27 protein-coding genes, 1 tRNA gene and 1 pseudogene are annotated in these 25,236 nt (G+C 61.2%); 11 read left to right on the top strand and 18 right to left on the bottom strand.

The window, feature by feature from the left end:
- Window positions 1-24: 24 nt before the first annotated feature.
- Window positions 25-324, bottom strand: coding sequence for a hypothetical protein (locus D0N36_RS02030; RefSeq protein ID WP_116939385.1), 300 nt, complete (start codon window positions 322-324; stop codon window positions 25-27).
- 212 nt (window positions 325-536) lie between these two features.
- Between D0N36_RS02030 and D0N36_RS02025 the strand changes: the two genes are divergently transcribed.
- The gene (locus tag D0N36_RS02025) at window positions 537-1,169 is read left to right on the top strand and encodes a DUF4136 domain-containing protein (RefSeq protein ID WP_116939384.1); all 633 of its coding nucleotides are present in this window, start codon (window positions 537-539) and stop codon (window positions 1,167-1,169) included.
- Between the two features lie 93 nt (window positions 1,170-1,262).
- Here the strand turns inward: D0N36_RS02025 and D0N36_RS02020 are convergent, their stop codons facing one another.
- The 4 genes from D0N36_RS02020 to D0N36_RS02005 form a co-directional block, all read right to left on the bottom strand.
- The gene (locus D0N36_RS02020; protein WP_116939383.1) at window positions 1,263-2,540 is read right to left on the bottom strand and encodes a cation:dicarboxylate symporter family transporter; all 1,278 of its coding nucleotides are present in this window, start codon (window positions 2,538-2,540) and stop codon (window positions 1,263-1,265) included.
- A 221-nt stretch (window positions 2,541-2,761) separates the two neighbouring features.
- Window positions 2,762-3,568: an IS5 family transposase gene (locus D0N36_RS02015; protein WP_116939382.1), complete on the bottom strand. Its 807-nt coding sequence runs from the start codon at window positions 3,566-3,568 to the stop codon at window positions 2,762-2,764.
- A 35-nt stretch (window positions 3,569-3,603) separates the two neighbouring features.
- Window positions 3,604-4,497, bottom strand: a complete 894-nt coding sequence (gene lipA / locus D0N36_RS02010) for a lipoyl synthase (protein ID WP_116939413.1) — start codon at window positions 4,495-4,497, stop codon at window positions 3,604-3,606.
- A gap of 137 nt (window positions 4,498-4,634) precedes the next feature.
- Window positions 4,635-5,468 (bottom strand): hypothetical protein, encoded by an 834-nt coding sequence (locus D0N36_RS02005; protein WP_116939381.1) that lies wholly within the window; start codon window positions 5,466-5,468, stop codon window positions 4,635-4,637.
- 102 nt (window positions 5,469-5,570) lie between these two features.
- Between D0N36_RS02005 and D0N36_RS02000 the strand changes: the two genes are divergently transcribed.
- Window positions 5,571-5,978 carry an OsmC family protein gene (locus D0N36_RS02000; RefSeq protein ID WP_116939380.1) on the top strand — a complete coding sequence of 136 codons (408 nt, stop codon included), beginning with the start codon at window positions 5,571-5,573 and terminating at the stop codon, window positions 5,976-5,978.
- Window positions 5,979-6,066: 88 nt separating this feature from the next.
- Here the strand turns inward: D0N36_RS02000 and ytxJ are convergent, their stop codons facing one another.
- The 4 genes from ytxJ to D0N36_RS01980 form a co-directional block, all read right to left on the bottom strand.
- A complete protein-coding gene (ytxJ, locus tag D0N36_RS01995; protein ID WP_116939379.1) occupies window positions 6,067-6,411 on the bottom strand; it encodes a bacillithiol system redox-active protein YtxJ in 345 nt (114 codons plus the stop codon).
- Between the two features lie 36 nt (window positions 6,412-6,447).
- On the bottom strand, window positions 6,448-6,783 hold the full coding sequence (locus D0N36_RS01990; RefSeq protein WP_116939378.1) for a hypothetical protein: 336 nt from the start codon (window positions 6,781-6,783) through the stop codon (window positions 6,448-6,450).
- A gap of 130 nt (window positions 6,784-6,913) precedes the next feature.
- Complete coding sequence (locus tag D0N36_RS01985; protein WP_116939377.1) at window positions 6,914-7,234, bottom strand: hypothetical protein; 321 nt, start codon at window positions 7,232-7,234, stop codon at window positions 6,914-6,916.
- Between the two features lie 12 nt (window positions 7,235-7,246).
- Window positions 7,247-9,325, bottom strand: a complete 2,079-nt coding sequence (locus tag D0N36_RS01980; RefSeq protein ID WP_116939376.1) for an alpha-ketoacid dehydrogenase subunit alpha/beta — start codon at window positions 9,323-9,325, stop codon at window positions 7,247-7,249.
- Between the two features lie 140 nt (window positions 9,326-9,465).
- On the opposite strand from D0N36_RS01980, the gene D0N36_RS01975 reads away from it, so the two are divergent.
- Both D0N36_RS01975 and D0N36_RS01970 read left to right on the top strand, forming a co-directional pair.
- Window positions 9,466-12,114: a SusC/RagA family TonB-linked outer membrane protein gene (locus D0N36_RS01975; RefSeq protein WP_190242475.1), complete on the top strand. Its 2,649-nt coding sequence runs from the start codon at window positions 9,466-9,468 to the stop codon at window positions 12,112-12,114.
- A 180-nt stretch (window positions 12,115-12,294) separates the two neighbouring features.
- Window positions 12,295-13,575 (top strand): M16 family metallopeptidase, encoded by a 1,281-nt coding sequence (locus tag D0N36_RS01970; protein WP_116939374.1) that lies wholly within the window; start codon window positions 12,295-12,297, stop codon window positions 13,573-13,575.
- Window positions 13,576-13,684: 109 nt separating this feature from the next.
- On the opposite strand, the gene D0N36_RS01965 is transcribed toward D0N36_RS01970, so the two are convergent.
- Window positions 13,685-14,332 carry a hypothetical protein gene (locus tag D0N36_RS01965; RefSeq protein ID WP_147320709.1) on the bottom strand — a complete coding sequence of 216 codons (648 nt, stop codon included), beginning with the start codon at window positions 14,330-14,332 and terminating at the stop codon, window positions 13,685-13,687.
- Window positions 14,333-14,589: 257 nt separating this feature from the next.
- A complete protein-coding gene (locus D0N36_RS01960) occupies window positions 14,590-15,105 on the bottom strand; it encodes a hypothetical protein (protein WP_116939372.1) in 516 nt (171 codons plus the stop codon).
- A 254-nt stretch (window positions 15,106-15,359) separates the two neighbouring features.
- On the opposite strand from D0N36_RS01960, the gene pheS reads away from it, so the two are divergent.
- From pheS to D0N36_RS01935, 5 genes are all read left to right on the top strand, one after another.
- Window positions 15,360-16,433 (top strand): phenylalanine--tRNA ligase subunit alpha, encoded by a 1,074-nt coding sequence (pheS, locus tag D0N36_RS01955; RefSeq protein ID WP_116939371.1) that lies wholly within the window; start codon window positions 15,360-15,362, stop codon window positions 16,431-16,433.
- Window positions 16,434-16,496: 63 nt separating this feature from the next.
- Entirely contained in the window at window positions 16,497-17,405 is a 909-nt protein-coding gene (locus D0N36_RS01950; protein ID WP_116939370.1) for a 3-hydroxyacyl-CoA dehydrogenase NAD-binding domain-containing protein, read from the top strand.
- A gap of 72 nt (window positions 17,406-17,477) precedes the next feature.
- Window positions 17,478-17,921 carry a Rieske (2Fe-2S) protein gene (locus D0N36_RS01945; protein ID WP_116939369.1) on the top strand — a complete coding sequence of 148 codons (444 nt, stop codon included), beginning with the start codon at window positions 17,478-17,480 and terminating at the stop codon, window positions 17,919-17,921.
- A gap of 95 nt (window positions 17,922-18,016) precedes the next feature.
- Window positions 18,017-18,093, top strand: a tRNA-Asn gene (locus tag D0N36_RS01940).
- A 141-nt stretch (window positions 18,094-18,234) separates the two neighbouring features.
- Entirely contained in the window at window positions 18,235-18,408 is a 174-nt protein-coding gene (locus D0N36_RS01935) for a hypothetical protein (RefSeq protein ID WP_190242474.1), read from the top strand.
- An 84-nt stretch (window positions 18,409-18,492) separates the two neighbouring features.
- Here the strand turns inward: D0N36_RS01935 and D0N36_RS01930 are convergent, their stop codons facing one another.
- From D0N36_RS01930 to D0N36_RS01910, 6 genes and pseudogenes are all read right to left on the bottom strand, one after another.
- Window positions 18,493-19,173 (bottom strand): sterol desaturase family protein, encoded by a 681-nt coding sequence (locus D0N36_RS01930; RefSeq protein ID WP_116939368.1) that lies wholly within the window; start codon window positions 19,171-19,173, stop codon window positions 18,493-18,495.
- Window positions 19,174-19,236: 63 nt separating this feature from the next.
- A complete protein-coding gene (locus D0N36_RS01925) occupies window positions 19,237-19,755 on the bottom strand; it encodes a shikimate kinase (RefSeq protein ID WP_116939367.1) in 519 nt (172 codons plus the stop codon).
- 89 nt (window positions 19,756-19,844) lie between these two features.
- Window positions 19,845-20,753: an ABC transporter permease gene (locus D0N36_RS01920; protein WP_317191426.1), complete on the bottom strand. Its 909-nt coding sequence runs from the start codon at window positions 20,751-20,753 to the stop codon at window positions 19,845-19,847.
- 31 nt (window positions 20,754-20,784) lie between these two features.
- Window positions 20,785-20,904: pseudogene (locus D0N36_RS20045) on the bottom strand (ABC transporter permease); the annotation flags it as partial.
- 97 nt (window positions 20,905-21,001) lie between these two features.
- Window positions 21,002-22,108 (bottom strand): BT_3928 family protein, encoded by a 1,107-nt coding sequence (locus D0N36_RS01915; RefSeq protein ID WP_116939366.1) that lies wholly within the window; start codon window positions 22,106-22,108, stop codon window positions 21,002-21,004.
- A 212-nt stretch (window positions 22,109-22,320) separates the two neighbouring features.
- Window positions 22,321-22,878: a DUF1599 domain-containing protein gene (locus tag D0N36_RS01910; protein WP_116939365.1), complete on the bottom strand. Its 558-nt coding sequence runs from the start codon at window positions 22,876-22,878 to the stop codon at window positions 22,321-22,323.
- 188 nt (window positions 22,879-23,066) lie between these two features.
- Between D0N36_RS01910 and folP the strand changes: the two genes are divergently transcribed.
- Both folP and cdaA read left to right on the top strand, forming a co-directional pair.
- The gene (folP, locus tag D0N36_RS01905; protein ID WP_116939364.1) at window positions 23,067-23,948 is read left to right on the top strand and encodes a dihydropteroate synthase; all 882 of its coding nucleotides are present in this window, start codon (window positions 23,067-23,069) and stop codon (window positions 23,946-23,948) included.
- Window positions 23,945-24,784 carry a diadenylate cyclase CdaA gene (gene cdaA, locus D0N36_RS01900; protein WP_116939363.1) on the top strand — a complete coding sequence of 280 codons (840 nt, stop codon included), beginning with the start codon at window positions 23,945-23,947 and terminating at the stop codon, window positions 24,782-24,784. The genes folP and cdaA overlap by 4 nt, the downstream gene beginning before the upstream one ends.
- Before the next feature lie 26 nt (window positions 24,785-24,810).
- Here cdaA and D0N36_RS01895 read toward each other — a convergent pair whose 3' ends face one another.
- Window positions 24,811-25,224 (bottom strand): hypothetical protein, encoded by a 414-nt coding sequence (locus D0N36_RS01895; protein ID WP_116939362.1) that lies wholly within the window; start codon window positions 25,222-25,224, stop codon window positions 24,811-24,813.
- Window positions 25,225-25,236: the final 12 nt, after the last annotated feature.

Genomic DNA, 25,236 nt, shown 5'->3' with positions numbered 1-25,236 from the left:
GCCGGCCAGTGGCTGCTGCTGCTGCTACTGCTTACCGAAGCAGGTACGGTACATGTAGCCCGACTCGGTTTTGCCGGCCGCCGTTACGCGCACTTTCACAAAGTAGGCACTCACCGTGTCCATTACCTGCACTTCGCTGCCGGCAGCCAGGGTCGTCAGCTGCTTGGAGGTCTTGGTCATGCCGTCGTAGAGAATGCACTCGACTACCGATGTATGGGCTACCGGGGCGGCGTCGGGGCGGCGCGAGCGGGAGTCGTCGCGCGAGGAGCTGCAGGAGGCAGATAGCAGAGCCAAAGTGCCCAGATAGAGTACGGTTTTCTTCATGAGTATCAAATCAGGAAACGACAATTTCGACAAAAGATAACCACAATTATAGTCGCGGGGCAACTTCGGGCGTTTATAATTCTACTACCCCACCCCGGGAGGCTGCACTGCGTTGCGGGAACGTCTGGGTAGCCGGGGCTGTTGTTTACCTGTACCGGTACGCGGCCTTAGTATAGCCCGCAAATGGTTTTTCTACCGCCTTTTTTACTCCTATGAATCGTATATCCCGCTTTCTGCTCCGCCCGTTGGCTTACTCTGTGCTGGGCTTTGGCTTGCTGCTGGGTGCCACCAGCTGCACCACTGCCGCCCGCGTAGGCGTCACCTCCGACTACGACCACTCCGTCAACTTCCGGGCCTACCGCACCTGGGCCTGGTATCCGCAGCAGCGCACCGACACGGAGGGTGGCCCGGCGCGGGGGTACGAGTCGTTTCTGGATAAGCGTATCCGGACGGCTGTGGAGCAGCAGCTCGGCGCGAAAGGCATGACGATGGTAGAGGCCACGGCCACGCCCGATGTGTACGTAGCCTACAGTGCCCGCGTAGAGGACAAGCAGCGGGCCGTAAGCTCGCCCTATGGCCCTTATGGCAACCCCTACTATGGGTATGGCTACGGCTATGGCAGCCTCTACAACCGCGGCTACGTAACCGAGTACAAAGCCGGCACGCTCATTCTGGATTTCGTGGATGCCAGCCGCAAAGAGCTGGCGTGGCGCGGCCAGGGCCAGGCCCAGGTCGATAACCAGACTATTTCGGAGGTCGAGGTGCAGCGCATCGTCACCAGCATTCTGGGCAACTACCCTCCCCAGGACGGCCGACCTACCAATTCGCAGGCATACCGCGAGTAAGCGGCCTCATCTAAATACAAAAACCCCCGCCAGCAAATCTGGCGGGGGTTTTTGCGTTTGAATAGCGGTGTTGTAATGCCCTTGTGAGGGCAGTCAGCCGGCCTTTTCGGACAGTAGCGGTGCCGCTGTGGTTGCCGCCGGGCCGGCAACCGCAATGGGTCGCAGCCCCAGCGCGGCGGCGGCCTGCTCATGGTCGAGGGCGCCTTCATGGTGGGCCAGAAAAATGGTAGCCACGCCGTTGCCGATGAAGTTGGTGATGGAGCGGGCCTCCGACATAAACCTATCCACGCCCAGCAGCAGCGCCAGGCCTGCGACCGGAATAACTTTAAGTGCGGTGAGCGTGCTGGCCAGCACCACAAAGCCGCTGCCCGTTACGCCGGCCGCACCTTTACTAGTCACCATCAGAATGCCCACCATCGTCAGCAGCTGCATTACCGATAGCTCGACGTGGAATACCTGAGCCAGGAAAATAGTGGCCAGCGAGAGGTAAATGGTCGTGCCATCGAGGTTGAAGGAGTAGCCGGTGGGCACTACCAGCCCCACCACCGGCCGGGCGCAGCCCATGCCCACGAGCTTCTCCATGAGCCCCGGCAAACCGGCCTCCGATGAGGACGTGCCCAGCACAATAAGCAGCTCGGCCCGGATGTAGCGCAGAAAGGCCCACAGGCTTACCCGGCAATAGCGCATGATGGCCCCCAGCACTACAAAAATGAACAGGGCCATGGTCAGGTACACCGTTATCATCAGCTTGCCCAGCGGCAGCAGCGTACTCAGGCCGTATTTGCCAATGGTAAAAGCCATACCCCCAAATGCGCCGACAGGGGCCAGCATCATCACCCAGCGCAGCCCCCGAAACACATAAACCGAGGCTGTTTTCAGCCGGTCGATAAGGGGTTGACGGCCCGCGTACCGGCTCAGCAGCATGCCCAGCACAATGGCAATCAGCAATACCTGCAGCGTGAGGTTATCGGCCAGAAAGTGGCTCCACGAGAAGCCGGCAGCCCGCTCGGTGTACTCGCCTACGCTGGCGGTAGCCGGGCTGCCAACCATTGCCACGCCGTCGCCGGGGCGTACCAGGGCCGCCACGCCTACGCCAATGAGCAAGGCCAGCGTGGTTATCACCTCAAAGTACAGCAGGGCCTTACCCCCAATGCGCCCCACCTTTTTAAGGTCGCCCATCGAGCTGATGCCCACCGTAATGGTGAGGAAGATAATGGGATTGATAAACAGCTTGACCACATTGATGAAGTGCCGGCCCAGCGGCTCCATCTGCACGGCCACGGCGGGCCGGAAGTGGCCGAGCAGAACCCCGGCCACGATGGAAAACAGCACCCAGAACGTGAGGTTGCGGGAAAGTTTACGAAGGATCATAGCAGAAACAAGCAGCCTTATAAAGGAGAACTGAGAGGTGGCTGGCCTTCAGCCAAGACCACTCTGGCCAGCCACTCCCCCTAGCAGCTACCGCCGAAATTACCGACCCTACCGGCTCTCACCAAAAAGCTTTCCGGTTTGCGGAAAGGTCTTTTTGTTGAAATAAGCCTTTTGGTAGCTCGAAAGCGGGTCGCGTGGCCAGTCAGGCCGTCTAGAGCCTGTTATAGACTGGTGGCGCGGAAAACGTCTTTTGCCAGCAAGAGTGTAGCGAAGGCCAGGAAGTGGAATTGCTGCATGGTCAGGGCCAGGCGTTCGTAGTCGCGAGCCAGACGGCGGAAGCGGGCGGCCCAGCCGAAGCTGCGCTCGACGACCCAGCGGCGGGGCAGCAGCACAAAGCCGGGTTGGCCTTCGGGCTTGGCAATAACCTGTAAGTCAATATCGTGCACGGCCGCGGCGTACGCGGCGTCTTCGCCCGTGTAGCCCTGATCTATATACGCCACCTGCACTTTTTGGCCTGTGACCTGCTGCACCCGCTCACAGAGCGCATCAACCTGCCCGCGGTCGGTCACGTTGGCTGGCGTGACGACCGCGGCCAGCAGGTGACCCAGCGTGTCGACGGCCACGTGTACCTTGCTACCCTTGCGTCGTTTGGCCCCGTCGTAACCGGCGCGGGCGCCGCTTTCGGGCGTGCTTTGCAGGGTGCGCGAGTCCAAAATGACGGCCGTGGGCTCGGCCTCACGTCCGGCCAGCACGCGGGCCAACTCGCGCAAATCGGCCATCATGTGCTCAAAACACCGGTTATCGCGCCAGCGCGCCCATTGCTGGTAGACTGCCGGCCAGGGCGGCAGGTCGTGGGGCAGGTAGCGCCAGCCGCAGCCGGTTTTGACCAGGTAGCGCAGGGCGTTGAACACGGCCCGGAGCGCGTGCTGCCGTTGCGAGGCGTCTTCGCGCACCAGGGACAAGTAAGGCGCTACAAATGTCCATTCGTCATCCGTTACGTCGCTGGGGTAACCACTTCGCTGTGCCATACCCCAAATTACGCTACCAGTGCATAACAGGCCGTCTAGATAGGCACGTTCACGTGGCGCTCGGCGTGGTAGCTGGAGCGCACCAGCGGGCCGCTTTCCACATACTTTAAGCCCCGGCGCAGGCCCTCCTCGCGGTAGTGGGCAAACAGGTCGGGGTGGATGAACTCGGCTACCTCAATGTGGCGCTTGGTAGGCTGCAAGTATTGGCCCAGCGTGAGGATATCGAGGCCGTGGGCCACGAGGTCGTCCATAGCCTGGTACATCTCGTCCTTGGTTTCGCCCAGGCCCAGCATAATGCCCGACTTGGTGCGTTTACCGGCCTGCTTGGTCCGCCGGATTTGCTCCAGGCTCCGGTCGTACTTGCCCTGGGGGCGCACGAGGCGGTAGAGGCTGCCCACAGTTTCCATGTTGTGCGACACCACTTCCTGGCCGCCGGCAATCATGGTATCGAGTGCGGCCCAGTTGGCCTTCACGTCCGGAATCAGGGTTTCGATGGTGGTGGCGGGGCTGAGCTGCTTGGTTTGCACCACGGTTTCGTACCACACGCTGGCCCCGCGGTCCTTCAGCTCGTCGCGGTTCACGCTGGTAAGCACGGCGTGCTTTACGCCCATCAGCTGAATGGCCTCGGCCACGCGGCGGGGCTCATCCAGGTCGAGCTCGGAGGGCCGGCCGGTGGCCACGGCGCAGAACGAGCATGAACGGGTGCAGATGTTGCCCAGAATCATGAACGTGGCCGTGCCCGCGCCCCAGCACTCGCCCATATTAGGGCAGTTGCCGCTTTCGCAGATGGTGTGCAGCTTGTGCTCGTCGACGAGGCGGCGCACGTTGGCATAAGCCGGGCCTACCGGCAGCTTCACGCGCAGCCAGTCGGGCTTGCGGGCCTTGGCAGGGGCGGCCGCTTCGGGCTGAATAATGGGCAGAGTCAGCAACAAATCATCCATAGCACAAAGGTACGAGGAATGGGGATGAGGATAAGGCATGAATGATAAAAGCATAAGGGATAAAAGGCCGGGTTGTTTTGGCCTTTCTCCCTTATGCTCTTTACATAACCCGCCAAAAGGAGCGCTTAGTGGCGGCTGCCTATGTAAACTGTGAGGTACACCGAGGGCAGAAAACGGTCGTTGATGGCGCTGTCCTCCGTCAGCTGGTTGCGGATAATGACCGGGGTTTTGGCGTAGGCCTCCGCCAGCACGCCCACCTCAACGCCGGTTACCGCGTCGCGGTAACGGCCGAATTCAAAGCTGAGCGCCCCGCGTATGTGGGCTCCCACCAGGGGCTTGGTTTCGCCCACGCCGGCAAATAGCGGGGCGCGGTCCAGAATGCTGCCACCCGGGCCCGTGTGTTTGGCCGGGTCGTACTGCTCGGCCCGCACATCGAGCGGGCCACCGTTGGGGTCCTGGTAGTTGTAGTTGATGTAATAAGGCATCAGAAGGCCAATTGAGGGGCCGCCGCCCAGCAGGCCGTTTACCTGTACACCCGCGTCGGGCGCTTTACGAAACAGCACGCGCTGCAAGCCTATGCTGGGCCGCGCCACAAAAAAGTAGTTGCTTTTCCCCGGCACTATGGTTCCCGTTATGCCAGCTGTGCGGCTGGATATGGTGGCCTTCTCCTCTTTCGGGTGCTTTACCTCTACCAGCTCCAGGCTCCAGAACCGGGCCCAGTCTTGGTTGAGCAGGCGCGTGGAGCGCACGGCTACACCGCCCAACAGGCCACCGCGGGTATTAAAGTTGACGCCGTACGTAAACTCTTTGCTATAGGAGGGCTGGTCGTTGCTGATGCTAGGCCGGGCCGGGGCAACAGGCCGCGGCTTGCGCTGTGCCTGTGCCTGCGGGGCTGCCAGCAGGGCCAGCAGCAACGTGCTGCCCAGGCTGGCAACTGTGCGTACGGGTCGGGAATACATAGAGAGTCGGTTGAAAAACGACGGGGCCGGCTGCCGCTGGCTGCCAACCCCTCCGAAAGTACGTAAATTAGCCCGCATACTTCGCCTGTTTACCTGTTTCTTATGAGCACCATTTCCGCCCGCTACGCCGGCCAGCTGCGCACCGAAGCCACCCACGTCGCCTCGGGCAACACCATTCTGACCGATGCCCCTACCGATAACCAAGGAAGAGGCGAAGCGTTTTCGCCCACCGACCTGGTGTGCTCGGCCCTGGGCTCGTGCATGATGACCATTATGGGCATCGTGGCCGAGCGGCATGGCCTCGACCTGAGCAGTGCCAGCTGGGACACCACCAAGCACATGCTCAGCGACCCACGCCGCATCGGGCAGATTGACCTGACGTTCCGGCTGCCGGCGTCGCTACCCGAAAAGGAGCGCACCCTGCTTGAGCGGGCCGCCAAAACCTGCCCGGTAGCACTCAGCCTGAACCCCGAGATAAAGCAGCAGGTTCAGTTTGACTACAACGCTTAGCGGCTGTTGTTTTGTGCTTAGCTCGTTCCATCATACCCTTACCGGATCTTCTGGCCGACTTAAGCACAAAGCACTAGCAAGCACTACGTTACTTTGCCGCCGCCTGCTTCACGTCGCTCAGGCGGATGCCGTTGTGGGAAGCGTGGTAGGTGCATGCGCCATCCTGAATCAGCAACAGCTGGGGCGACTCGTGCTGCACCTTAAACTGCTGAGCCAGCTCCTGCGAAATGGGCCGGTAATTGAGCAGATCGAGGTAGTAGAGTTTGGCATTTTCGAGGCCGGCATCGGCCCACTGTCGCTCAATCTTGCTCTTGGCCATAGCGCTGATGGAGCAAGTGGTGCTGTGCTTGAACACGATAACCGGCTGCCCGGCCGATTCGCGGACGATTTCGGAAAGCTGCTCGGCTTGGGTGAGGGGTTGCCAGGGAGTCATACAGGGTGGGGAAGTGAAACTTGAAAAGAATCGGTACTACTGTACCGGAGCCGCGTTGGGCTTCTTACGACGAAGACGCAAATGCATCTTTGTTGGTTCGCTTACGCGGGGTGTGCCGTCGCGGCTGAACTTGTAGTCGGGCTGCCCGGCCGGGGGCGGCAGCGTGGCCAGCCGGCCGGCCGCCTTCATCCGCAGCTCCTTCTTGCTCACGGCCAGGTGCGACTCTTTGTAGCGCGCCTCTACTTTGCGGGCATCGCGCAGCGCCTTCCGGCTGGCCGTCCGCTGGCTGGCCGGGCTGCTCGACTCCAGTTGCGCCTGCGCCTCGGTGGCCGACAAAGCCAGCAACAAGGCGCCAATAAATAGATAACGCATAGTTTTCGGACGATAAGGAGTAAGCAGATAATCCAGACTGCAGGGCGGTAAGCGCTACGGAAAGCTACGCATTCCGGACCATACCATGGCCAGGCGGCATGTAGTAGGGGCGGGCAGCCGGCAGGGCCACTCAGAAGGGCATGCTAATGCCCAGAAACCGGCGGCGCTCATGGCGGGGCTTCAGCCGCCGCTGGTCGTGCTTGGGCTTTTTCACCAGTCCCTGCTTATCGAGGCGGTTTTTTGGCATTTTCACGGCTTCGCGCTCCACATCCAGCACCCGCCCGTCGGCCGCCTCGTTGCCGGGGGTGCGGTTGCGCTTCACCTTGGCTATGGGCGGGCCTTTGGGGTCGGGGATGCGGTAAGGATGGCGCTGGCAGGCCGGGGTAGCCAGCAGCAGCGCGGCCACTATTACCATACTCAGCCACCGGCCGCTGTTGCAGATACGCTTCATGCTGTCAACAAATCAATAACTGCGCATTTTCTCTACCGCTTCGCGCAGGCGCTGGCGGGGCAGGAAATCCTGCTCCAGCGTGGGTGCAAAGGGCACGGCCGTATCGAGCGAGGCCACCCGCACAATGGGCGCATCGAGGCTGCGGAAGCAATTTTCGGCCACCCAGGCCCCTATTTCACCGCCCAGTCCGCCAATCATCGTGTCTTCGTGCAGCAGGATGAGGCGGCCGGTTTTCTCGACGGTGCGGCGCACGGCCTGCTCATCCCAGGGCAACAGCGTGCGCAGGTCCAGCACGTCGCAGTCGAGGTTGAGCTCCTCGGCTAGCGCCAGGGCCCAGTGTACGCCGGCACCGTAGGTTACGATGCTCAGCTCGTGGCCTTCGCGGGCCAGCGCGGCCTTGCCAATGGGCGTGGTATAATAGGCATCGGGCACCGGGCCCGAGAGGCTGCGGTAGAGCAGCTTGTGCTCGAAGAACAGCACCGGATTGGGGTCGGCCAGCGCGGCGCAGAGCAAGCCCTTGGCATCGACTGGGTTGCTGGGGAACACCACCTTCAGGCCGGGCGTGTGGGTAAACCACGCCTCGTTGCTCTGGCTGTGGAAGGGTCCGGCGGCGCTGCCAGCCCCGGTGGGCATGCGCACCACCACATCGGCGTTCTGGCCCCAGCGGTAGTGGCTTTTCGCCAGGTTGTTGATGATCTGGTTGAAGCCGCAGGTCACGAAATCGGCGAACTGCATTTCCACCATGGCCTTTTTACCCCGGATACTCAGCCCCAGCCCGGCGCCCACAATGGCCGACTCGCAGAGCGGCGTGTTGCGCACCCGCCCCTTGCCGAACTGCGCCACAAAGCCGTCGGTGATTTTGAACACGCCCCCGTACTCAGCAATGTCCTGCCCCATCAGCACCAGCTCCGGATACCGCTCCATGCTCTGCCGCAACCCATCAGAAATGGCATCGATGTAACGCTTTTCTGTTTTAGAGCCTAGTGCATCGGGCTTAGCGCTTAGGTTTTCGTTCTGATGCTCGTTTTCGTCTCCCTCCTTATCTGAAACCTCCTCGTCTTTAACGTCCGAACCATTGGCTCTAAGCGCTAAGCTCAATGCACTAGGCTCTACCGAAGCGTACATATCGGCCAGCTCGCGGGCGGCGTCGGGGGTGGGTACGGGGGCGGCGTCGGCTTCTTTGAGGCCTTCCTCGATTTCGCGCTTGATGGTTTCGCGGTAGCGCATACGGGCTTCCTCATCGAGGATTCCCTCCTGGAGCAGCCACTTCTCGTAGTTTTCCACCGGGTCTTTAGCGGCCCACTCCGTGAACAGCTCCTGGGGCACATACTTGGTGCCGCTGGCCTCCTCGTGGCCACGCATGCGGAACGTGAGGGCCTCCAGCAGCACCGGGCGCGGGTTCTGGCGCAGGTCTTCGGCGAGGCGCTTTACCGTGTCGTACACTTCGAGCACGTTATTGCCATCCACCTGCACGGCCTCCATGCCGTAGGCGGGTCCTTTATCCACGAAGTAGCGGAAGCGGAACTGCTCGTTGGAAGGCGTGCTGAGGCCGTAGCCGTTGTTTTCGATGATGAAGATAACCGGCAGCTGCCACACGGCGGCCACGTTCAGGGCCTCGTGGAAGTCGCCCTCCGAGGCGCCGCCGTCGCCGCTGTACGTGACGGTTACGCGGGGCTTCTCGTCGAGCACATCGGCTAAGGCAATGCCACCGGCCACGGCCAGCTGGGGCCCGAGGTGCGAAATCATGCCCACAATGTGGTGCTCGTTGGTGCCGAAGTGGAAGCTTCGGTCGCGGCCCTTGGTAAAGCCGGTGGTTTTGCCCTGCCACTGCCCGAAGAGCCGGCCCATGGGCACATCGCGGCCCGTGAACACGCCCAGGTTGCGGTGCAGGGGCAGAATGTACTCGTCGGGCTCCAGCGCCAGCGTGCTGCCCACCGAAATAGCCTCCTGCCCGATACCCGAAAACCATTTACTGACCTTGCCCTGGCGCAGCAGAATCAGCATTTTCTCCTCAATCATCCGAGGCTTGAGCAGGTGATGATAGAGGTGCAGCAGAGTGTCGTTGGAGTAGTCCTTGCGGTCGAATTGCATAGCGAAGAGGCCAGTAACAGGTGGGGGAAGCCAAAAGTACGGGTTTGGGTTGGAAGGGAAATATTTAGGGCTGGTTTATGAAATCTGCCCGTCCCACGCATCTACCTTTAGGGTCGCCTTTATCCCCTCGGTATTCCTTTATGATTCGACTCCTACCCTTCGGTCTCCTTTTCTCGCTCCCAATTACCGCCCTGGCCCAGCAGCCCGATACCCTCCGCCCACGCCCGGTGGCCGTGCAGGTGCCGGTGGCGGATTCGTTAGGCAGAATTCCTGGTATGGGATTTATGACTTCCTGCCCCTCGATGGTCGTCATTCTCCGTTCAAATTCACCCTCCTCCCTCCTCCCCCTCCAGGAGCAGCTCCGGCAGGTGGCCGGAGTGCAGGCCACGCCCTACTCGGGGGCGCCGGGGGCCCAGGTGGCAGTCCGGATTCGGGGCGCGGCGAGCCTATCGGGCAACGCGCAGCCGCTATATGTGGTCGATGGCGTGCCGGTGTTTCAGCACACGTTTCGGCAGCCCCAAATTGGTAATTCAGGTTTTGGATTTGAACCGGCCGAAACGCGGGAGCTGGACCAGAATCCGCTACTCAGCATTCCTACGCAGGACATTGAAAGCGTGGAGGTGCTGAAAGGGGCCTACGAAACTGCCCAATATGGCTCGCAGGGCCTTAATGGCGTCATCCGTATTACCACCCGCCGGGGCCAAGTGGACAAGCCGCGCCTGAGCTACCAAGGTTACGGCGGCGTGCAGCGCGTGGGCCGCCGCTACGAGCTGCTTGATGCCCGCCAGTACGCCGAGCTGCGCAACGATATGCTGGCCACTTATGGAAGACCGCCCGCGTTTTCGGCGGCCGAGTTGGCTGCCCTGGGCCGGGGCACCGACTGGCAAAGTGAGGTACTACGCACGGCCGCCGTGCAGGAGCACTACGTGGGCCTGCGCGGCGGCACGGCCGCTACCCGCTACTACGTGGGGGCCGATTACCTAGGCCAGCAGGGTGTGGTGATCAACTCGCGCCTGCGCCGCTACGCCTTACGGGCCGCCCTCGACCAGCGCGTTGGCGAGCGGCTGCAGCTGGCAGTTACCGGCGGCTTCAGCCAGAGCGAGCAGCGGCTTTCGCGCTACCCGTTTGAGGCGGCGCTGCTGGCGTTGCCCACCAATTCGCCGGACACCCCGCCCGCCTCAGAATTCATCAACAACCCGATGCGGGAACTGAACGATAACTACCAGACGCCTGAGCAGAGCCGGTTGCTGGGCCAAGCCGAGGCCCGCTACACCCTGCCGGCAGGCTTTACGCTGCACCTGCGCGGCGGCTTCGAGCAAGCCATTCTCCAAAGCCAAGCTTACCGGACACTTTTCAGCCAGACTGTCTACACTAAAAATGCTAACCTCACCAATACGTATCGTCAGTGGGTGCTGAACCCGGCCGTGCGCTACGCCGGCAGCTTCGGGGCCGAGCAGCACGTGGTAACGGCCAGCCTAGAAGGCCAGTTACAGCAGCGAAGCGAAACCGGGAAGTTCGAAGAAGTCGCCTATTTCAATGGTTCTCCTTCTACTTCATCGAAAGCCACCTTCGAAACCACCGGTACATTTCAGGCCCTGCAATTAACCGCCGACTACACCTTCGCCGGCCGCTACCAGCTGCGCGGCACGCTGCGCCGCGACGCCGGCAGCACGTTTACAACGGTCGATGAGCAGCAATGGCTGCCGGGGGCGCAACTGGTGTGGCATGCTTCAGAAGAAAGCTTCTGGAACTTGAACGATACCCGGCTGAAGGCCTGGGCCGGCTGGGGCCGCACGTCGGGCATGGGGATGGCGGGCCGCAACTACATCGAGTTGTCACTACCTACGGGCGGCAACCTGACGCAACGCGTACCAGCCTTTTTGCCCGACCGCACCCAGCAGTTCGATACAGGTCTAGAGGGTGGTTTTTTCAACGACAAGCTCACGGCCACGCTCCAGGCCTACTCCCGCAACACCCGTCAGCAGCTGGTACTGTTCGGCCCGGCCGGCGACGAATTCGGCCGCGTCCGCAACGCAGGGTTGGAGCTGACGCTTGGCAGCAACTGGCAGGCGGGCCAGCTACGGGGCAACAGCGTGCTGGCGGCGGCGTTCAACCGCAACCGCTTTACATCGGAGCGGCCGCTGCTGCTGGGCACGTCGTACCAGCAGCTGCGCGATGGCCAGCCGCTGAGCACGTTTTTCGGGCCGCGCTACCTGGGCGTAGACCCCGCCAATGGCCGCCCCCTACTGACCGACACGAATGGCGACGGGCAGGTAAATTATGTCGATAATGTACCGCTGGGCAGCGGCCTGCCCAAGCAGCTACTTAGCTTCCGGCAGCAGCTCACGCTGGGCCGCTGCGAGCTGCAGCTGCAGGCCGACGGTATGTTCGGTTACCAAGTGCTGAATACTGCTTTACAGTACCTCGACAGCCCGTCTTTCTTCCCCGCTAATGCCTCTACCCGGGTGCTGGACCGCTGGACTCCGACCAACCCCCACGGCAGTACGCCGGGCGCGGGCTACGAACTGCCTTTTTCTAGCAGCTACACCCTGCAGTCGGGCAACCACGTGCGCCTCTCGGCCCTCAGCCTAAGCTACAAAGTGTGGGAGCGGGAGGCCCGAAACGTCAGCTTATGGCTGGGCGGCCAGAACCTGTTGGTGCTGAGCGGCTACCGGGGCTTCGACCCCAACGTCAGCTCGGCCGGCTCCGACAACCGCCAGGCCGGCATCGATGCCAGCACCTATCCTATTGCCCGCACCATGCTGCTGGGCGTGCGGGCCACGCTGTAGCCGCGGCGCGCCCGAAACTTCTGTTTCGGGCGGCCGGTTTGTAGCACAAACAAGGCCTTACCTTGTGAGTTGTTGAACGATTGTAGCGCGAAGCTCCAGCTTCGCAGCTCGTTGGATTACCAATGGCGCGGCCGTCAGCAACGACCCACGAAGCTGGAGCTTCGCGCTACATTTTTCCCTATGATTCAGTTCGAAGAATTTACCCTCGATAACGGCCTGCGCTGCATTGTGCACGAAGACCACACCACGCCGCTGGCCGTGCTCAACGTGCTCTACAACGTGGGTTCGCGCGACGAAACGCCCGACCAGACTGGCTTTGCCCACCTGTTCGAGCACCTCATGTTCTCGGGCTCGGTCAACATCCCCAGCTACGACGAGCCCCTGCAGCTGGTGGGCGGCGAGAACAACGCCTTCACCTCGCCCGACATCACCAACTACTACCTCACGCTGCCCGCCGCCAACCTCGAAACCGGTTTCTGGCTCGAATCGGACCGGATGCTGAACCTGGCTTTTTCGGATAACGGACTGGAGGTGCAGCGTAAGGTGGTGGTCGAGGAGTTCAAGCAGAACTACCTCAACCAGCCCTACGGCGACGTCTGGTTAAAGCTGCGGCCCTTAGCCTACCAGCACCATCCCTACCAGTGGGCCACCATCGGCAAGGAAATCAGCCACATCGAAGACGCTACCATGGAGCAGGTGCGGGCATTTTTCGCCAAGCACTACGCCCCCGCCAACGCCATTCTGGTAGTAGCCGGCGACGTAACCGTGGCCGAGGCCCGGCGGCTGGCCGAGAAGTGGTTCGGCCCCATTGCCGGCGGCACCCGCTACGACCGGCAACTGCCTGCCGAGCCCCGCCAGGAGGAGGCCCGCTTCCTCGAAATAAAGGCCGAAGTGCCACTGTCGGCCCTCTACAAAGTGTACCACATGCCCGGCCGGGGCGAAAACGGCTACTACCCCGCCGATTTGTTATCCGATGTGCTGGGCCGGGGCAAGTCGAGCCGGCTGTACCAGCGGCTGGTGAAGGAGCAGGAGCTATTCAACTCGCTTTCCGCCTCCGTGATGGGCTCAATGGAACCGGGCCTGCTCGTCATCAGCGGCAAGCTCAATGCCGACATCACACTGGAGCAGGCCGATATGGCCCTGGAAGCTGCAGTGGCCGAGTTGCTAATTACCGAAGTACCCACCGAGGAACTGGAAAAAGTAAAAAACCAGGCCGAAGTAAGCATCGTATTCGGCGAAATCGAGCTACTGAACCGGGCCATGAGCCTGGCTTTCAGCAAGCTGCTGGGCGATGCCAACCTGGTAAACGAGGAAAGCGCGAAAATTCAGGCGGTAACGCCCGCTCAGGTTCAGGCCGCCGCCCGCGAGGTACTGCGCCCCGAGAACTGCAGCACTCTTTACTACCGCGCTACGCCCATTGCCGAGCCAGTGCTGGTAGAGGTGGCCGGAGAGAAGGGCTAGATTCGGAAGTAGCAAAAGCCAACCACATAAAAAGCCCGCTCGGCAGCTGCCGAGCGTTTTTATGTGGTTGGCTTGGCCGAAACGGCACTAAAAGCTAAGTTGGCGGGTGTTACCAGCCGCTACCACCGCCGCCCCAACCGTCGTCGGCTTTTTTGGCGGGCGCTTTTTTGGCAGGAGCGGCCTTTTTAGTGGCAGCGGCACCACCGTTTTTCGTGCCGGCTGCCGAGGCAGCCTGGCCCGCAGCGGGCTTGGCGGTAGGCATGGGCGCCGGGGCGGCAGCTATTGGCTCGGGCTCGGGCACCAGAATAGGCGCGGGGGCAGCCATAACGGGCGGCGCAATTTCGGCCGAGCGCACCGAACGGCGCACATAAGGCGCCAGCGGGCGGCCCCGGTAATCGGTTGTTACACGGCGCGAGGGAGCAGCCGTGAAGCCCGGGGCAATGCTGGCCCCAATGGGCTGCTCTTCGTACACGGGTCCGGCAGCGGCAGTACCGGCGGCACCAGCAGCGCCACCCCACTCGCTGCCGGCCGAGGCGGCTGCCTCAGTAGGAGCAGGAGCAGCAGGCGTGGCCATAGCCGGAGCAGCCTTCGTCGTTTTGGCCGGCGCAGCTTTAGCAGCGGCTTTCTTCGGAGCCGGAGTGCCCCAGCCGTCGCCGGCATCACCCCAGCCACCCGACGATTTTTTTTGCGCTACGGCCGGTGCGGCCAAAAATATGCCGCCGAGCAGCAACAGCGGAACTAATTGACGATTCGTCATGAAACAGATACTAAACAGGTTGTTAGCGCAAAGATACAGTGCCTTGCGCGGGTCCGAAATACTCTACTCACATTTCAGCGGCCAAAACAGTAACAGCTACCGAATCCGGTGGTCAGATTTACGGATAACGCGCACGTTGTCCGGATGTTGCCTAACGGAGGAGCCCCGTTTATCGTTCCACTTTTCTTTGTCGCAAATAGCTGGTTCGGCCATTACGGCTACTGGGAAGCTGATTTTGCTGCCGAAAGCGCGGCTGTTTACCAGCCGTCGGCAACCATCGTGGCGTCGGTGGCCGGGGCAGTGGTGGCTAGGGTAGTAGGGGCAGGCTGCGGCTGTTGCAGCGGGCGGCCGTGGTAGTCGGTGCTGGCGGCCCGATGCGGGGCCGTGTTCATGCCCGGAGCCAGCATCACACCCGAGGAAGCCATCAGCGGATCGGCGGAAGTGGTGCGTACCGAGCGCGGCCGGAACGATTTGCGACGGGCCACCGGGCGACCGTTGTAGTCGGTGCTGGTGCCGCGGTAGGGCGAGGATCTCATGCCCGGGGCTACCTGTACGCCCAAGGAGCGCATCATAGCAGCATCAGCATCATTGGCGGCGGGGGCAGCAGCACCTGCCGCAGCAGCAGTAGGAGTCGGGGCAGGCCAGTCCCAGCCATCGGTGGCGGGCGCCATGCTCGTGCTTTCTATGGGATAAGTGGTTGTGGTTTGGGCCTGGGCCAGGGGCGCACTCAGGAAGGCAACGGCCGCAGCGGCCGCGAAAAACAACTTTTTCATCGGAAAGGAAATTAGGAGTGAAACAACCAGCCCGGGGCGAAGATGTGCTGAAGCGGGTTGGCGGGTAACATCTGTGGGGCCTGTAAAGCGAGTACCTCCGGCTGCCTGCCGGTTTTGCAGCAACCGTACCAACTACGCCCGCATCGGACATCAGCCAGCCTTACAGCACGTTTATGTAGTTGATTATCAACACAAAAAATTTACCAACTAGGCAAGCCCAAACACACAATCGTCAATCAGGCTACCTTTGCCCCATGCTACAGGAAACCATTGCCCGGGTGCGGGCGGAAATTGAGGCCGCCGACCTTTCCACGGCCGAACAACTCGACCAGTTCCGCATTGCCTACACCGGCCGCAAAGGCCAGCTGGCCGACCTGTTCGACCAGCTTAAAAGCGTAGAGCCCGCCGACCGCCGGGCCGTGGGCCAAGACCTCAACCAGCTCAAGCAACTGGCCCAGGCCCGTTTCGATGAGCGCCGTGAGCAGCTGGAAGCCGGCGCGGCCAACGCCCCCTCCAACCCCACCTTCGACTACACGCTGCCGCCCGTGCCCCAGGCCCTGGGCACGCGCCACCCGCTGAGCCTGGTGCGCGAGGAAATCGTGCGCATTCTGGCCCGCATCGGCTTCAACGTAGCCGAGGGGCCCGAAATTGAAGACGACTGGCACAACTTTACGGCCCTCAACTTCCCCGAAAACCACCCCGCCCGCGACATGCAGGACACGTTTTTCGTGAAGAGCGGAGGGTCGGATTCGGAAGATTCGGATACGGAAGCCAAGGCCCCCGCCAGCTACCTGCTGCGCACCCATACCAGTCCGGTGCAGGTGCGGGTGATGCAGTCGCAAAAGCCACCTATCCGGAGTATTATGCCAGGGCGGGTGTACCGCAACGAGGCCATTTCGGCCCGCGCCCACATGATGTTTCATCAGGTAGAAGCGCTTTTCATTGATGAGAACGTGAGCTTCGCCGACCTCAAGCAGACGGTGTACTACTTTGTGCAGGAGCTGTTCGGCGACGACGTGCAGGTGCGTTTCCGGCCCTCGTTCTTCCCCTTCACCGAGCCTTCGGCCGAAATCGACATCACCTGCCTGATTTGCAAAGGCGCGGGCTGCAACATCTGCAAGGGCACCGGGTGGGTGGAAATCGGGGGCGCCGGCATGGTCGATCCGGCCGTGCTGGAGCAGTCGGGCATCGATGCCGAGCGCTATTCGGGCTACGCCTGGGGCATGGGCATTGAGCGCATCACGATGCTCAAATACCAGATCAAAGACCTGCGCCTGTTCACCGAAAACGATATGCGCTTTCTGCGGCAGTTCGAATCCCTGATTTAAACTACTCAACCTGATTACGCCGTTTTTCTGCTGCGCTGATTCGCCCTTTTACACTCGCCACCTATGACCTCCCCCACCCTTTCTGCTGCCACCAGCCAGCCTATTTCCATAGAAACTGTGGCCATTGTGGGCGCTGGCACCATGGGGCTGGGCATTGCGCAGGTGTGCCTGCAACACGGGCTACCCACCATTCTGTTCGATATAAACGCCGACATGCTGCCCAAGGCCCGGCAGGCCATTGCGGCAGGATTGGGTAAGCTGGTGGAAAAGCAGAAGCTGAGCCCCGAGGAGCGCGATGCCGCGCTGGCCCGCCTCACCCTCACCGACGAGTTGGCGCAGGTGCGTGCTGACCTGATTGTGGAGGCCGTGGTAGAGCGGCTCGACGTGAAGCAACAGTTGTTCCGGCAGCTGGCCGGGCAGAATCCGGAGACGAGCATTTTTGCCTCCAATACGTCTTCGCTCCCCATTACGCGGCTGGCCGCAGGCATTCCGCATCCCGAGCGGGTGGTGGGCATGCACTTCTTCAACCCGGCTCCCATTATGAAGCTGGTGGAAGTTATCAGCGGCGTGGCTACCGCACCGGCCGTGGCCGCGGCGGTATTTGCGCTGGCCGGGCGGCTGGGTAAGCGCCCCGTGCGGGCGGCCGATGCGCCGGGCTTTATTGTGAACCGGGTAGCACGGCACTACTATGTGGAAGGCCTGAAGCTGGCCGAGGAGCAGGTAGCACCGGTAGAGGTAATTGATGAGCTGCTGGAATCGGCCGGTTTCCGCATGGGCCCATTCCGCCTCATGGACCTGATTGGGGTGGACAGCAATTACCTGGTCACATCGGCCATGTACGAGGCCTTTCATTTCGACGCTAAGTTCCGGCCCAGCCGCCTGCAGCAGCAGAAGGTGGATGCCGGCCACCACGGCCGCAAATCGGGCCGGGGCTTTTACGAATATCCTGCCACCGGGCCAGCCAAGGGCTGAGACGCCATCCGCGCACTATTCGGGCCACGGGCACGTTGGCAGAACCAAAGGCTTCTCTTTTCCGCTTGCTGTATGGGTTTCATTCTGCTTTCCCCGCGCTTCGCCGGGTTCCTGCTACTTGCCACCGCCGCGTTGAGCATTGCTGCCTGTAACTCGGGCACCAACGCCCAGCCCCAGATTCCGCTGGCCATCGTAAACGAGGTGCTATTCCTGACCGACCAGCAGAACAGCGCCCTGCGCTTCGATAACGGGGCCGTGTATACCAAGGGCGGCCTGCGGGGCCTTATTGTGGTGCGCCAGAACGCAGGAACCTACCTGGCTTTCGACCGCACCTGCCCCTACCAGCCCCAGGATACATGCGCCCGGGTGCGCATTGAGCCCCTTTTTCGGCTCTTCGACCCCTGCTGCCAGTCACAATTCGGCTTCACGGGCCAGCCGCAGGGCGGCCCGGCCACGCTACCGATGCGGCGCTACAGCACGGCCCTCTCGGGCAATACCCTGACAATCACGAACTAGAAAAATAACCTGTTATTTTTTGAAAGCCGGGTTTGGTGCTTCCCGATCTTTACCTTAATATTGCACCAGCAACGGCAAAAACTGCCGCCATAACCGCTTCCTTAGCTCAGCCGGTTAGAGCATCTGACTGTTAATCAGAGGGTCCCTGGTTCGAGCCCAGGAGGGAGCGCCAAGCCAAGTGGGCCGCTTATCTACGGATAGGCGGTCCGCTTGGCTTTTTACGTATCGCTAAACCAACCTTTTGCCAGTCGGCACAGTACATCAGCCTAGCCCGAATAGTCGGGAACCAACCGTTTACTCTCTCCCCTGGCTTATGAATACGTACCGTTTCCCCCTTACTGCCGCCTTACTAGTATTTCTGACTTTCTCCCTTAGCAGCTGCGACGCCATCGGCACCATCTTCAAGGCTGGGGCCTGGACGGGCCTTATTGGCGTGTTTCTGTTGGTAGTACTACTTTGGTTCATTGTGCGCAAGATGCGCGGCTAATCCATTCGCTCCAGACCATAAGCAAAAGAGCCACTCCTCGCGGAGTGGCTCTTTTGGCCTTTAACTATTGGCGACCAAATTAACTTATTTGGCCTTCTTACTGGGCATGGTGCCGACGATATGGTCCCAGAGAGTGGTGCTTACGCCGAAAGCAATTTCCTCCTGCTTGTAGTGGTGCATGGCGTGGTGATGCCACCAGAACTTGAGGAAGTTTTTTGGTGGGGCATATACGTGCAGGGCGTAGTGCACAAACAGGTAGAGCGCATAGCCAAACACGAAACCGGCTAGTACCCCGAAACCGGCGTTGCCGAAGGTGAATCGGAAAATAAAGAACAGCAGCGAGGCTACGAACACCGTCAGGATAGGCGGCATGGCCAGGCGGGTCTTGTCTTTCGGGAACTCGTGGTGCACTCCATGCATGGTGTACTGAAACTTGGCGCGGGCCGGGGTGCTGGCATCGAGATGGTACACATAGCGGTGCATCAGGTACTCGGCCAGCGTGAAGAGTAGCCAACCAGCCAGGAACAACCCGAAGGCCGACAGGCCCGTCAGCAGGCCACGGCTCAGGCTGTAGTACAGGCTCACGGCCGCCACCGAAAAGAAAATGGTGAGCGGGCCTGCAATATGCGTGTGCGTGAGCCGCTCCAGCGTGGGGTTTTTGAATAGGCGGGCAGAACCCTTATGCTTGGGCTTGATGGCGTCGGGCGTTTTGACCGGCGTTACCAACGGGGCATTAACTTCCGCGGTTTCGGGGGCAGTATTCATACCAGTAAGCAATAGTGAAGCGCAAAAATACACAAACCCCACGCAAAGACGGGTTTCGCATACCTAAGCAGTAGTAGAATAGCGCGCTACCAGCCGCCGAACGGCTTCGGGCGAGCAGGTGGGCGCGGTGCAACGCAACGGAGCGCGGTCGTAGAACCGCTGCCGGGCGGCTAAGGTTTCACGCAGGCGCACTTCGAGGGCGGCCGCATCGGGGGCAGCCAGCAGCGGACGAACTGAAGCCGCATGCTGGAGGCGGCGCACCAGCTCGGGCACCGGTACGGCCAGATAAAGTGTCAGGCCGGTTTCGAGCAGCACCTCCAGGTTGTGGTGGAAGCAGGGCGTGCCGCCGCCGGTGGCCAGCACCAGGGCCGGGTAGCGGGCTACTACGGCACGCAGCGCATCGGCCTCACGCTGGCGGAAGTACTCCTCGCCTTCCTGGGCAAACAACTCCGAAATGCTGCGCTGCTCCCGCTCCACGATTTCCGCATCCAGGTCAACAAACGGCACCCCGTAGCTCTGGGCCAGGCTCCGCCCCAAAGTGGTTTTACCTGCCCCCGGCATGCCAATCAGGTAAAGCTTCATGGGGCTGCGGTATTGATGGGTTGCTGTATTAGTGTGCTTGAAAGAACGCGCTTACTTCCGCTGTCTGTGGCTCCTTACGGCAGTCAAAATCATCCCAGCTTCACCCGCGGGTCGAGCAGGGCGTAGAATATATCGACCACGATATTGACTACCACGAACAGTGCGGCAATGAATACCGTGGCGCCCATGACCACCGGGAAATCGAGGTTTTCGACGGCCCGGAGCGTAACGGTGCCCAAGCCCTTCCAGTTGAAGATGTATTCGATGAAAAAGGCGCCCGCCATGAGCGAGGCCAGCCAGCCCGATACGGCCGTTACGACCGGGTTCAGGGCATTTTTGAGCGCGTGGCCCATCACTACCCGGTATTCCGACAGCCCCTTGGCCCGCGCCGTGCGGATGTAGTCCTGGCTGAGCACGTCGAGCATAGACGAGCGGGTGAGCTGCACGATGATGGCCAGCGGCCGCACACCCAGCGCCAGGGCCGGCAGCAGCAGGTTTTTGAGCACCAGATGGCGGCCCGTGAAAGGGTCGGTTTCGTAGAGCTGGCCCGTGAGGTTGAGGCCGGTGTAGCTGCTCCAGTAGTAGCCAAACGTGATGGCCACCAGAATACCGGCCACGAACGAAGGCACTGATATGCCCAGAATGGAGGTCGAAACCAGCGTCCGGTCGAGCCAGGTGTGGGCCCGCAGCGCGGCCACCATGCCCAGCGCTATGCCCACCACCGTGGCCAGCAGCATGGCAGCCAGCGCCAGCCAGAGCGTGCCCGTAAAGTGGTCGAGCAGAATGCTGAGCACCTCCTTATTGCTCTGGAAAGAGCGGCGCAGGTAGGGTGCTTTTAGCACCACGGCCCGCTCGCCACCCACCGGCAGCAGCGCCCAGCCGCCGTAGCGGGCCACGCCGGCCGAGTCGCGCGGGTGCAGGCCCAGTGGCGACACGTCGTTGAGGTAGCCCAGCAGCTGGCCCGGCAGGGGGCTGGTCGAGGCCCAGGTCGGCGGCAATGGCGGCGCGGGTGGCGGCGTCGGAGCGTTGGCCGGCCAGCAGCGCCACCGGGTCGCCGGGCAGCACCTGAAACAGGAAAAACACTGTGCAGGCTACGCCCGCCAGCACCAGTACCCCCTGCCACAGCCTGCTCAGGATAAAACGAATCATTGGTTGGTGCTTAGTTGGTAGCGCATAGTGCTTAGCCTGTTCCAAGTACCAAGCACTATAAACCAAGCACTAAGCACTACCAACTAAGCACTAATCTCTATAAAGCCTCTTCCAGCTTACTGGCATCCGGAATGTCGTGGTAGTGGTATTTGCTCAGCACCACGCCGTTTTGCAGCAATATCAGGCCGGGATTGGAGCGGATCATGGACTTAAGCACGGTGGCGTCGGCAAAGTAGTAGGTGCCGGGCAGGTTCACATCGTGGCGGAAGGCATCGAACTGCTGGGGGCTGCTGCTGGTGATGATGAGGGGCTTGATCTGGCTGCGCGACTTAGCCGCGGCTTCGAGCAGCAGATTAAGTTCCTGGAATCGGTCACGGTCGGCAGCGACCACACCCTGCACAATCAGCAGCAGCTTGTTGCCGGTGAGCACCTCCTGGGTGTGGTCGGTGCCCTCCGCGTCGAAGATGGCAAAATCGGTGATGACGGGGCGGCTGGCTTCGGCATTGAGCACTTCCATGCTCTTGTATTTCCAGGTCGAGTCGGTGGGGTAGTCGGCAAAGACTTTGCTTTCGCCGTTGCGCTCCATCACGTACTGGTAACGGGCCTGCTCGCGGGGCTTCATCAGCTGCCCGATGTCGTTACCCACCTTGTAGGGCAGGAAATCGAAGTAGGGCAGATGGCCTAACGACCGCACCCCGATGCCGATGGCCACGGCCGAGGCAATCGTAATGTACATCACGCCCAGTGTGCCCTTGGCGAACACCCGGCGCAGGTACCGCTCATTAAAAAATACCACGGCCCACAGGCCCAGCAGCAGCATGTCCTTGGCAAACGACTGCCAGGGCGTGAGCTTGATGAAGTCGCCAAAGCAGCCACAGTCGGTTACCTTGTTAAAGGCGGCCGAGTAGAAGGTGAGGAAGCCAAAGAATACGAGCAGCCCCAGCAGCACCCGCAGCGTGGGCCGCAGCATCCAGCGCAGCAGCACGGCCACGCCCAGCACCACTTCCAACGAGCTCAGAAAGATGCTCAAAAAGCGCGTGTAGGGCAGAAACAGCTTGAAAAACGAGCCAAAGTCGCGCGAGAAAACCTCGAAGTACTCCTCCAGCTTAAGCGCCGTGCCCACCGGGTCGTTGAGCTTGATGAGGCCCGAGAAAATAAATACCGCGCCCAACAGCAGCCAGCAGATTCGGGTAAGTTGTTTCATGATGGGGTATTGGGTTCTTAGAATTCTGGCAACCGTTCCGGGAGGTCGGTCGACAACCGAAGTAGTTGGTAACCGCGCCGGGGCTAGTACGCAAAGATGCGGCTTAGATTCGGGTTTGGCAGATAACGTTATAGCGACGCGACAGTTGGCGTCAGCAACGATGCCATTGGTTGTTCAACCACAAAACGCCAACCGTTGCGTCGCACCGTCGCTCAGCTTTGGCTTTCAGCTCCAAAGCCCATCTTAATGAGCACAAATACGGCGTAGTTGAGCATGTCGCGGTAATTGGCCTCCACGCCTTCCGACACTTTGGTCAGGCCGCCCAGGTCCTCAATCTGCTTGGTGCGGTGCAGCTTCATGAGGATGATATCGGTGATGCTTTCGATGCGCATCTGCCGCCAGGCCTCGCCGTAGTCGTGGTTCTTGGCGAACAGCAGCAGCCGGTTTTCCGCCACCTGCTCGTCGTAGGCGCTGCCCACGGCGGCGGCCTCCAGGTCCAGCGGTGCGTCGGATGGCAGCCGTTGCTGCATCAGGGCAATAACGCAGTAGTTGACGATGGCCACGAACTCCTCCTCCACGCCGTCGGCTACCAGCTGGGTGCCTTTTTCCTGGATGCTGCGGATGCGCTGGGCCTTGATGTAGAGCTGGTCGGTGATGCTGGGCAACCGCAGGATGCGCCAGGCCGTCCCGTAGTCGTGGGTCTTGGCCAGAAACAGCGTCCGGCACTGCGCAATCACCCGGTCGTATTGCTGCTGAGTTTGATTCTCCAAGTTTTTGCGGCTATTTTGTTGCTGGTGGCCTTGGGAAAATTACGATTTCGCCTAAACGATGTCATGCTGAGCGAAGTCGAAGCATCTCTACCTCTGGCTAATCAATACTATTGCACCAAAGCAGTAGAGATGCTTCGACTTCGCTCAGCATGACGCCCTTTTTTATCCCTCGCTCTGCCCCCAATTCTATGCAAGATATATGCTTTTCGCCGGCCCAAACCCTGCGCTGCCCCGGTGGGCGGGTGCTCGATTTGCGCCACCCACGGGTGATGGGCATCCTCAACCTGACGCCCGACTCGTTCTATGAAGGCAGCCGCGTGGCTTCCGAAGCCGACCTGCTGCGCCGGGCCGAAGCCATGCTGCGCGCCGGAGCCGCCGTGCTCGACTTAGGCAGCTACTCCTCGCGCCCCGGCGCCGACGATATTTCAGTGGACGAAGAAAAGCGCCGCCTGCTGCCGGCTCTGGAGGCCGTGCGGCGCGCATTTCCCGAGGCTTTTCTGTCGGTCGATACGTTCCGGGCGGCAGTGGCCGTTGAAGCGGTAGCCGCCGGCGCCGACGTCCTCAACGACATCAGCGGCGGCACGCTCGACGCCGATATGCTGCCCACTGCCGGCCGCCTGGGTGTACCCTACATTCTGATGCACCTGCGCGGCACGCCCCAGACCATGACCCAGCATACCCACTACGAAGGCGACCTGGTGCTGGAGCTGATTCGTTATTTTCGCGATAAGCTGACCACGCTGCGTACCCACGGCGTAACCGACGTAGTGCTCGACCCTGGTTTTGGGTTTGCCAAAACGCCGGCCCAAAGCCACGAGCTGCTGCGGCGGCTGCACGAACTGAGCCTGCTGAACCTGCCTGTTCTGGCGGGCATGTCGCGCAAAAGCATGGTGTACAAGCCGCTGGGCCTGCAGCCCGAAGCGGCGCTGGCCGGCACTATTGCCCTCAACACCCTGGCCCTGCGCGGCGGGGCGCGGCTACTGCGCGTCCACGACGTGGCCGAAGCCGTACAAACTATTCAGCTCGTGTCGAACACCTTTCCGCCCACCTCTACCCCAATTTCCCCGTGATTGGCTCCTTCTCCGTTGGCTTCCTGAGCATCGGCTGGATTGACGTCGTGGACGTACTGCTGGTCACGACGCTGTTCTATCAGCTTTATAAGCTGCTCAGGGGCAGTGTTGCGCTCAAGGTTTTCCTGGGCTTTATGTCGCTCTACCTGTTTTATTTGGTAGTGAAAGCGGCCGGTATGGAACTGCTCACCAGCATTCTGGGGCAGTTTATGAGCGTGGGGGTGCTGGCCGGTATTATTCTGTTTCAGCAGGAAATCCGGCGCTTTCTGCTCAGCGTGGGCAAGGCTACTTCGTTCGGCAGCCGGCTGCGCATGTTTCCGTGGCGGCGCGAAACCGGAGCCGACCGCATGAACGTGACGCCCTTCATCGAGGCCGCCAAAAGCATGGCCGGCAAGGAAACTGGTGCCCTGATTGCCTTTAGCATGGCTTCCGACCTCAAGTTCTTCGCCGATTCGGGCGACCTGCTCGATGCGGCCGTGAGCAAGCGCCTGCTACTGAGTATTTTCAACAAAACCAGCCCCCTGCACGACGGCGCGGTTATCATCGCCAACGGCCGCATAAAGGCGGCCCGCTGCATTCTGCCGGTAAGCGAAAACCCCGATGTGCCTGCCTCTATGGGACTGCGCCACCGCGCCGCCATCGGCCTGACGGAGGTAACCGACGCCGTAGTGCTGGTAGTGAGCGAGGAAACGGGCCAGATTTCGGTGGTCCGTGGCGGCGAAGTATTCCGCAACCTGTCGGGGGCCGACCTGCGCGCCCGCCTCAACGAACTGCTCTTCGACGCCGAAGCCCGGCAAGCCGCCGCACCCGCCGCTGCGGCCGATGTAGCAGCCTAGCCCCCAGGTTGCACGCCTTCGGTGCTCTAACAGTCAGGATTGGTAATAATGGCCCCGTTCTTCAGCCAGTTGTAGGCGGCTTCGGCATCCACAAAAGTGTCGATGAGCGGGCAATTGACCTGGGCCAGCACTTTATGCACATCGGCGCGGGCCTGCAGGTTTTCGGGCAGCACCCAGGCCACGGCCACCACGCCGGCTTCGGCCACCTGGTGCATCAGATCCTGGGCAATCCAGCGCGTCAGCTCGCCCCAGCCATCCTCGTCGAGCGTGGCATCGTTGAAAACCCGCGTTGCCCGTGTCAGCCGGATTTTCTCCAGTATTTCCAGATAATAGGCTTTCGAGTCGACCTCTTCGTGGTGCCCCTGCCAGAGCAGGTGCAGCCAGCCATTGGCCGCATCGTAGTTGATAATAAGGTGAGGACTTTCGAACAGGGTTTCCATAGAGAGGCAGGC

It is taken from the genome of Hymenobacter lapidiphilus (genome assembly GCF_003417065.2).
Classification (GTDB): Bacteria; Bacteroidota; Bacteroidia; order Cytophagales; family Hymenobacteraceae; genus Hymenobacter.
Note: the sequence above shows the minus strand (reverse complement) of the source record. Positions and strands in the feature narration are given on the sequence as shown.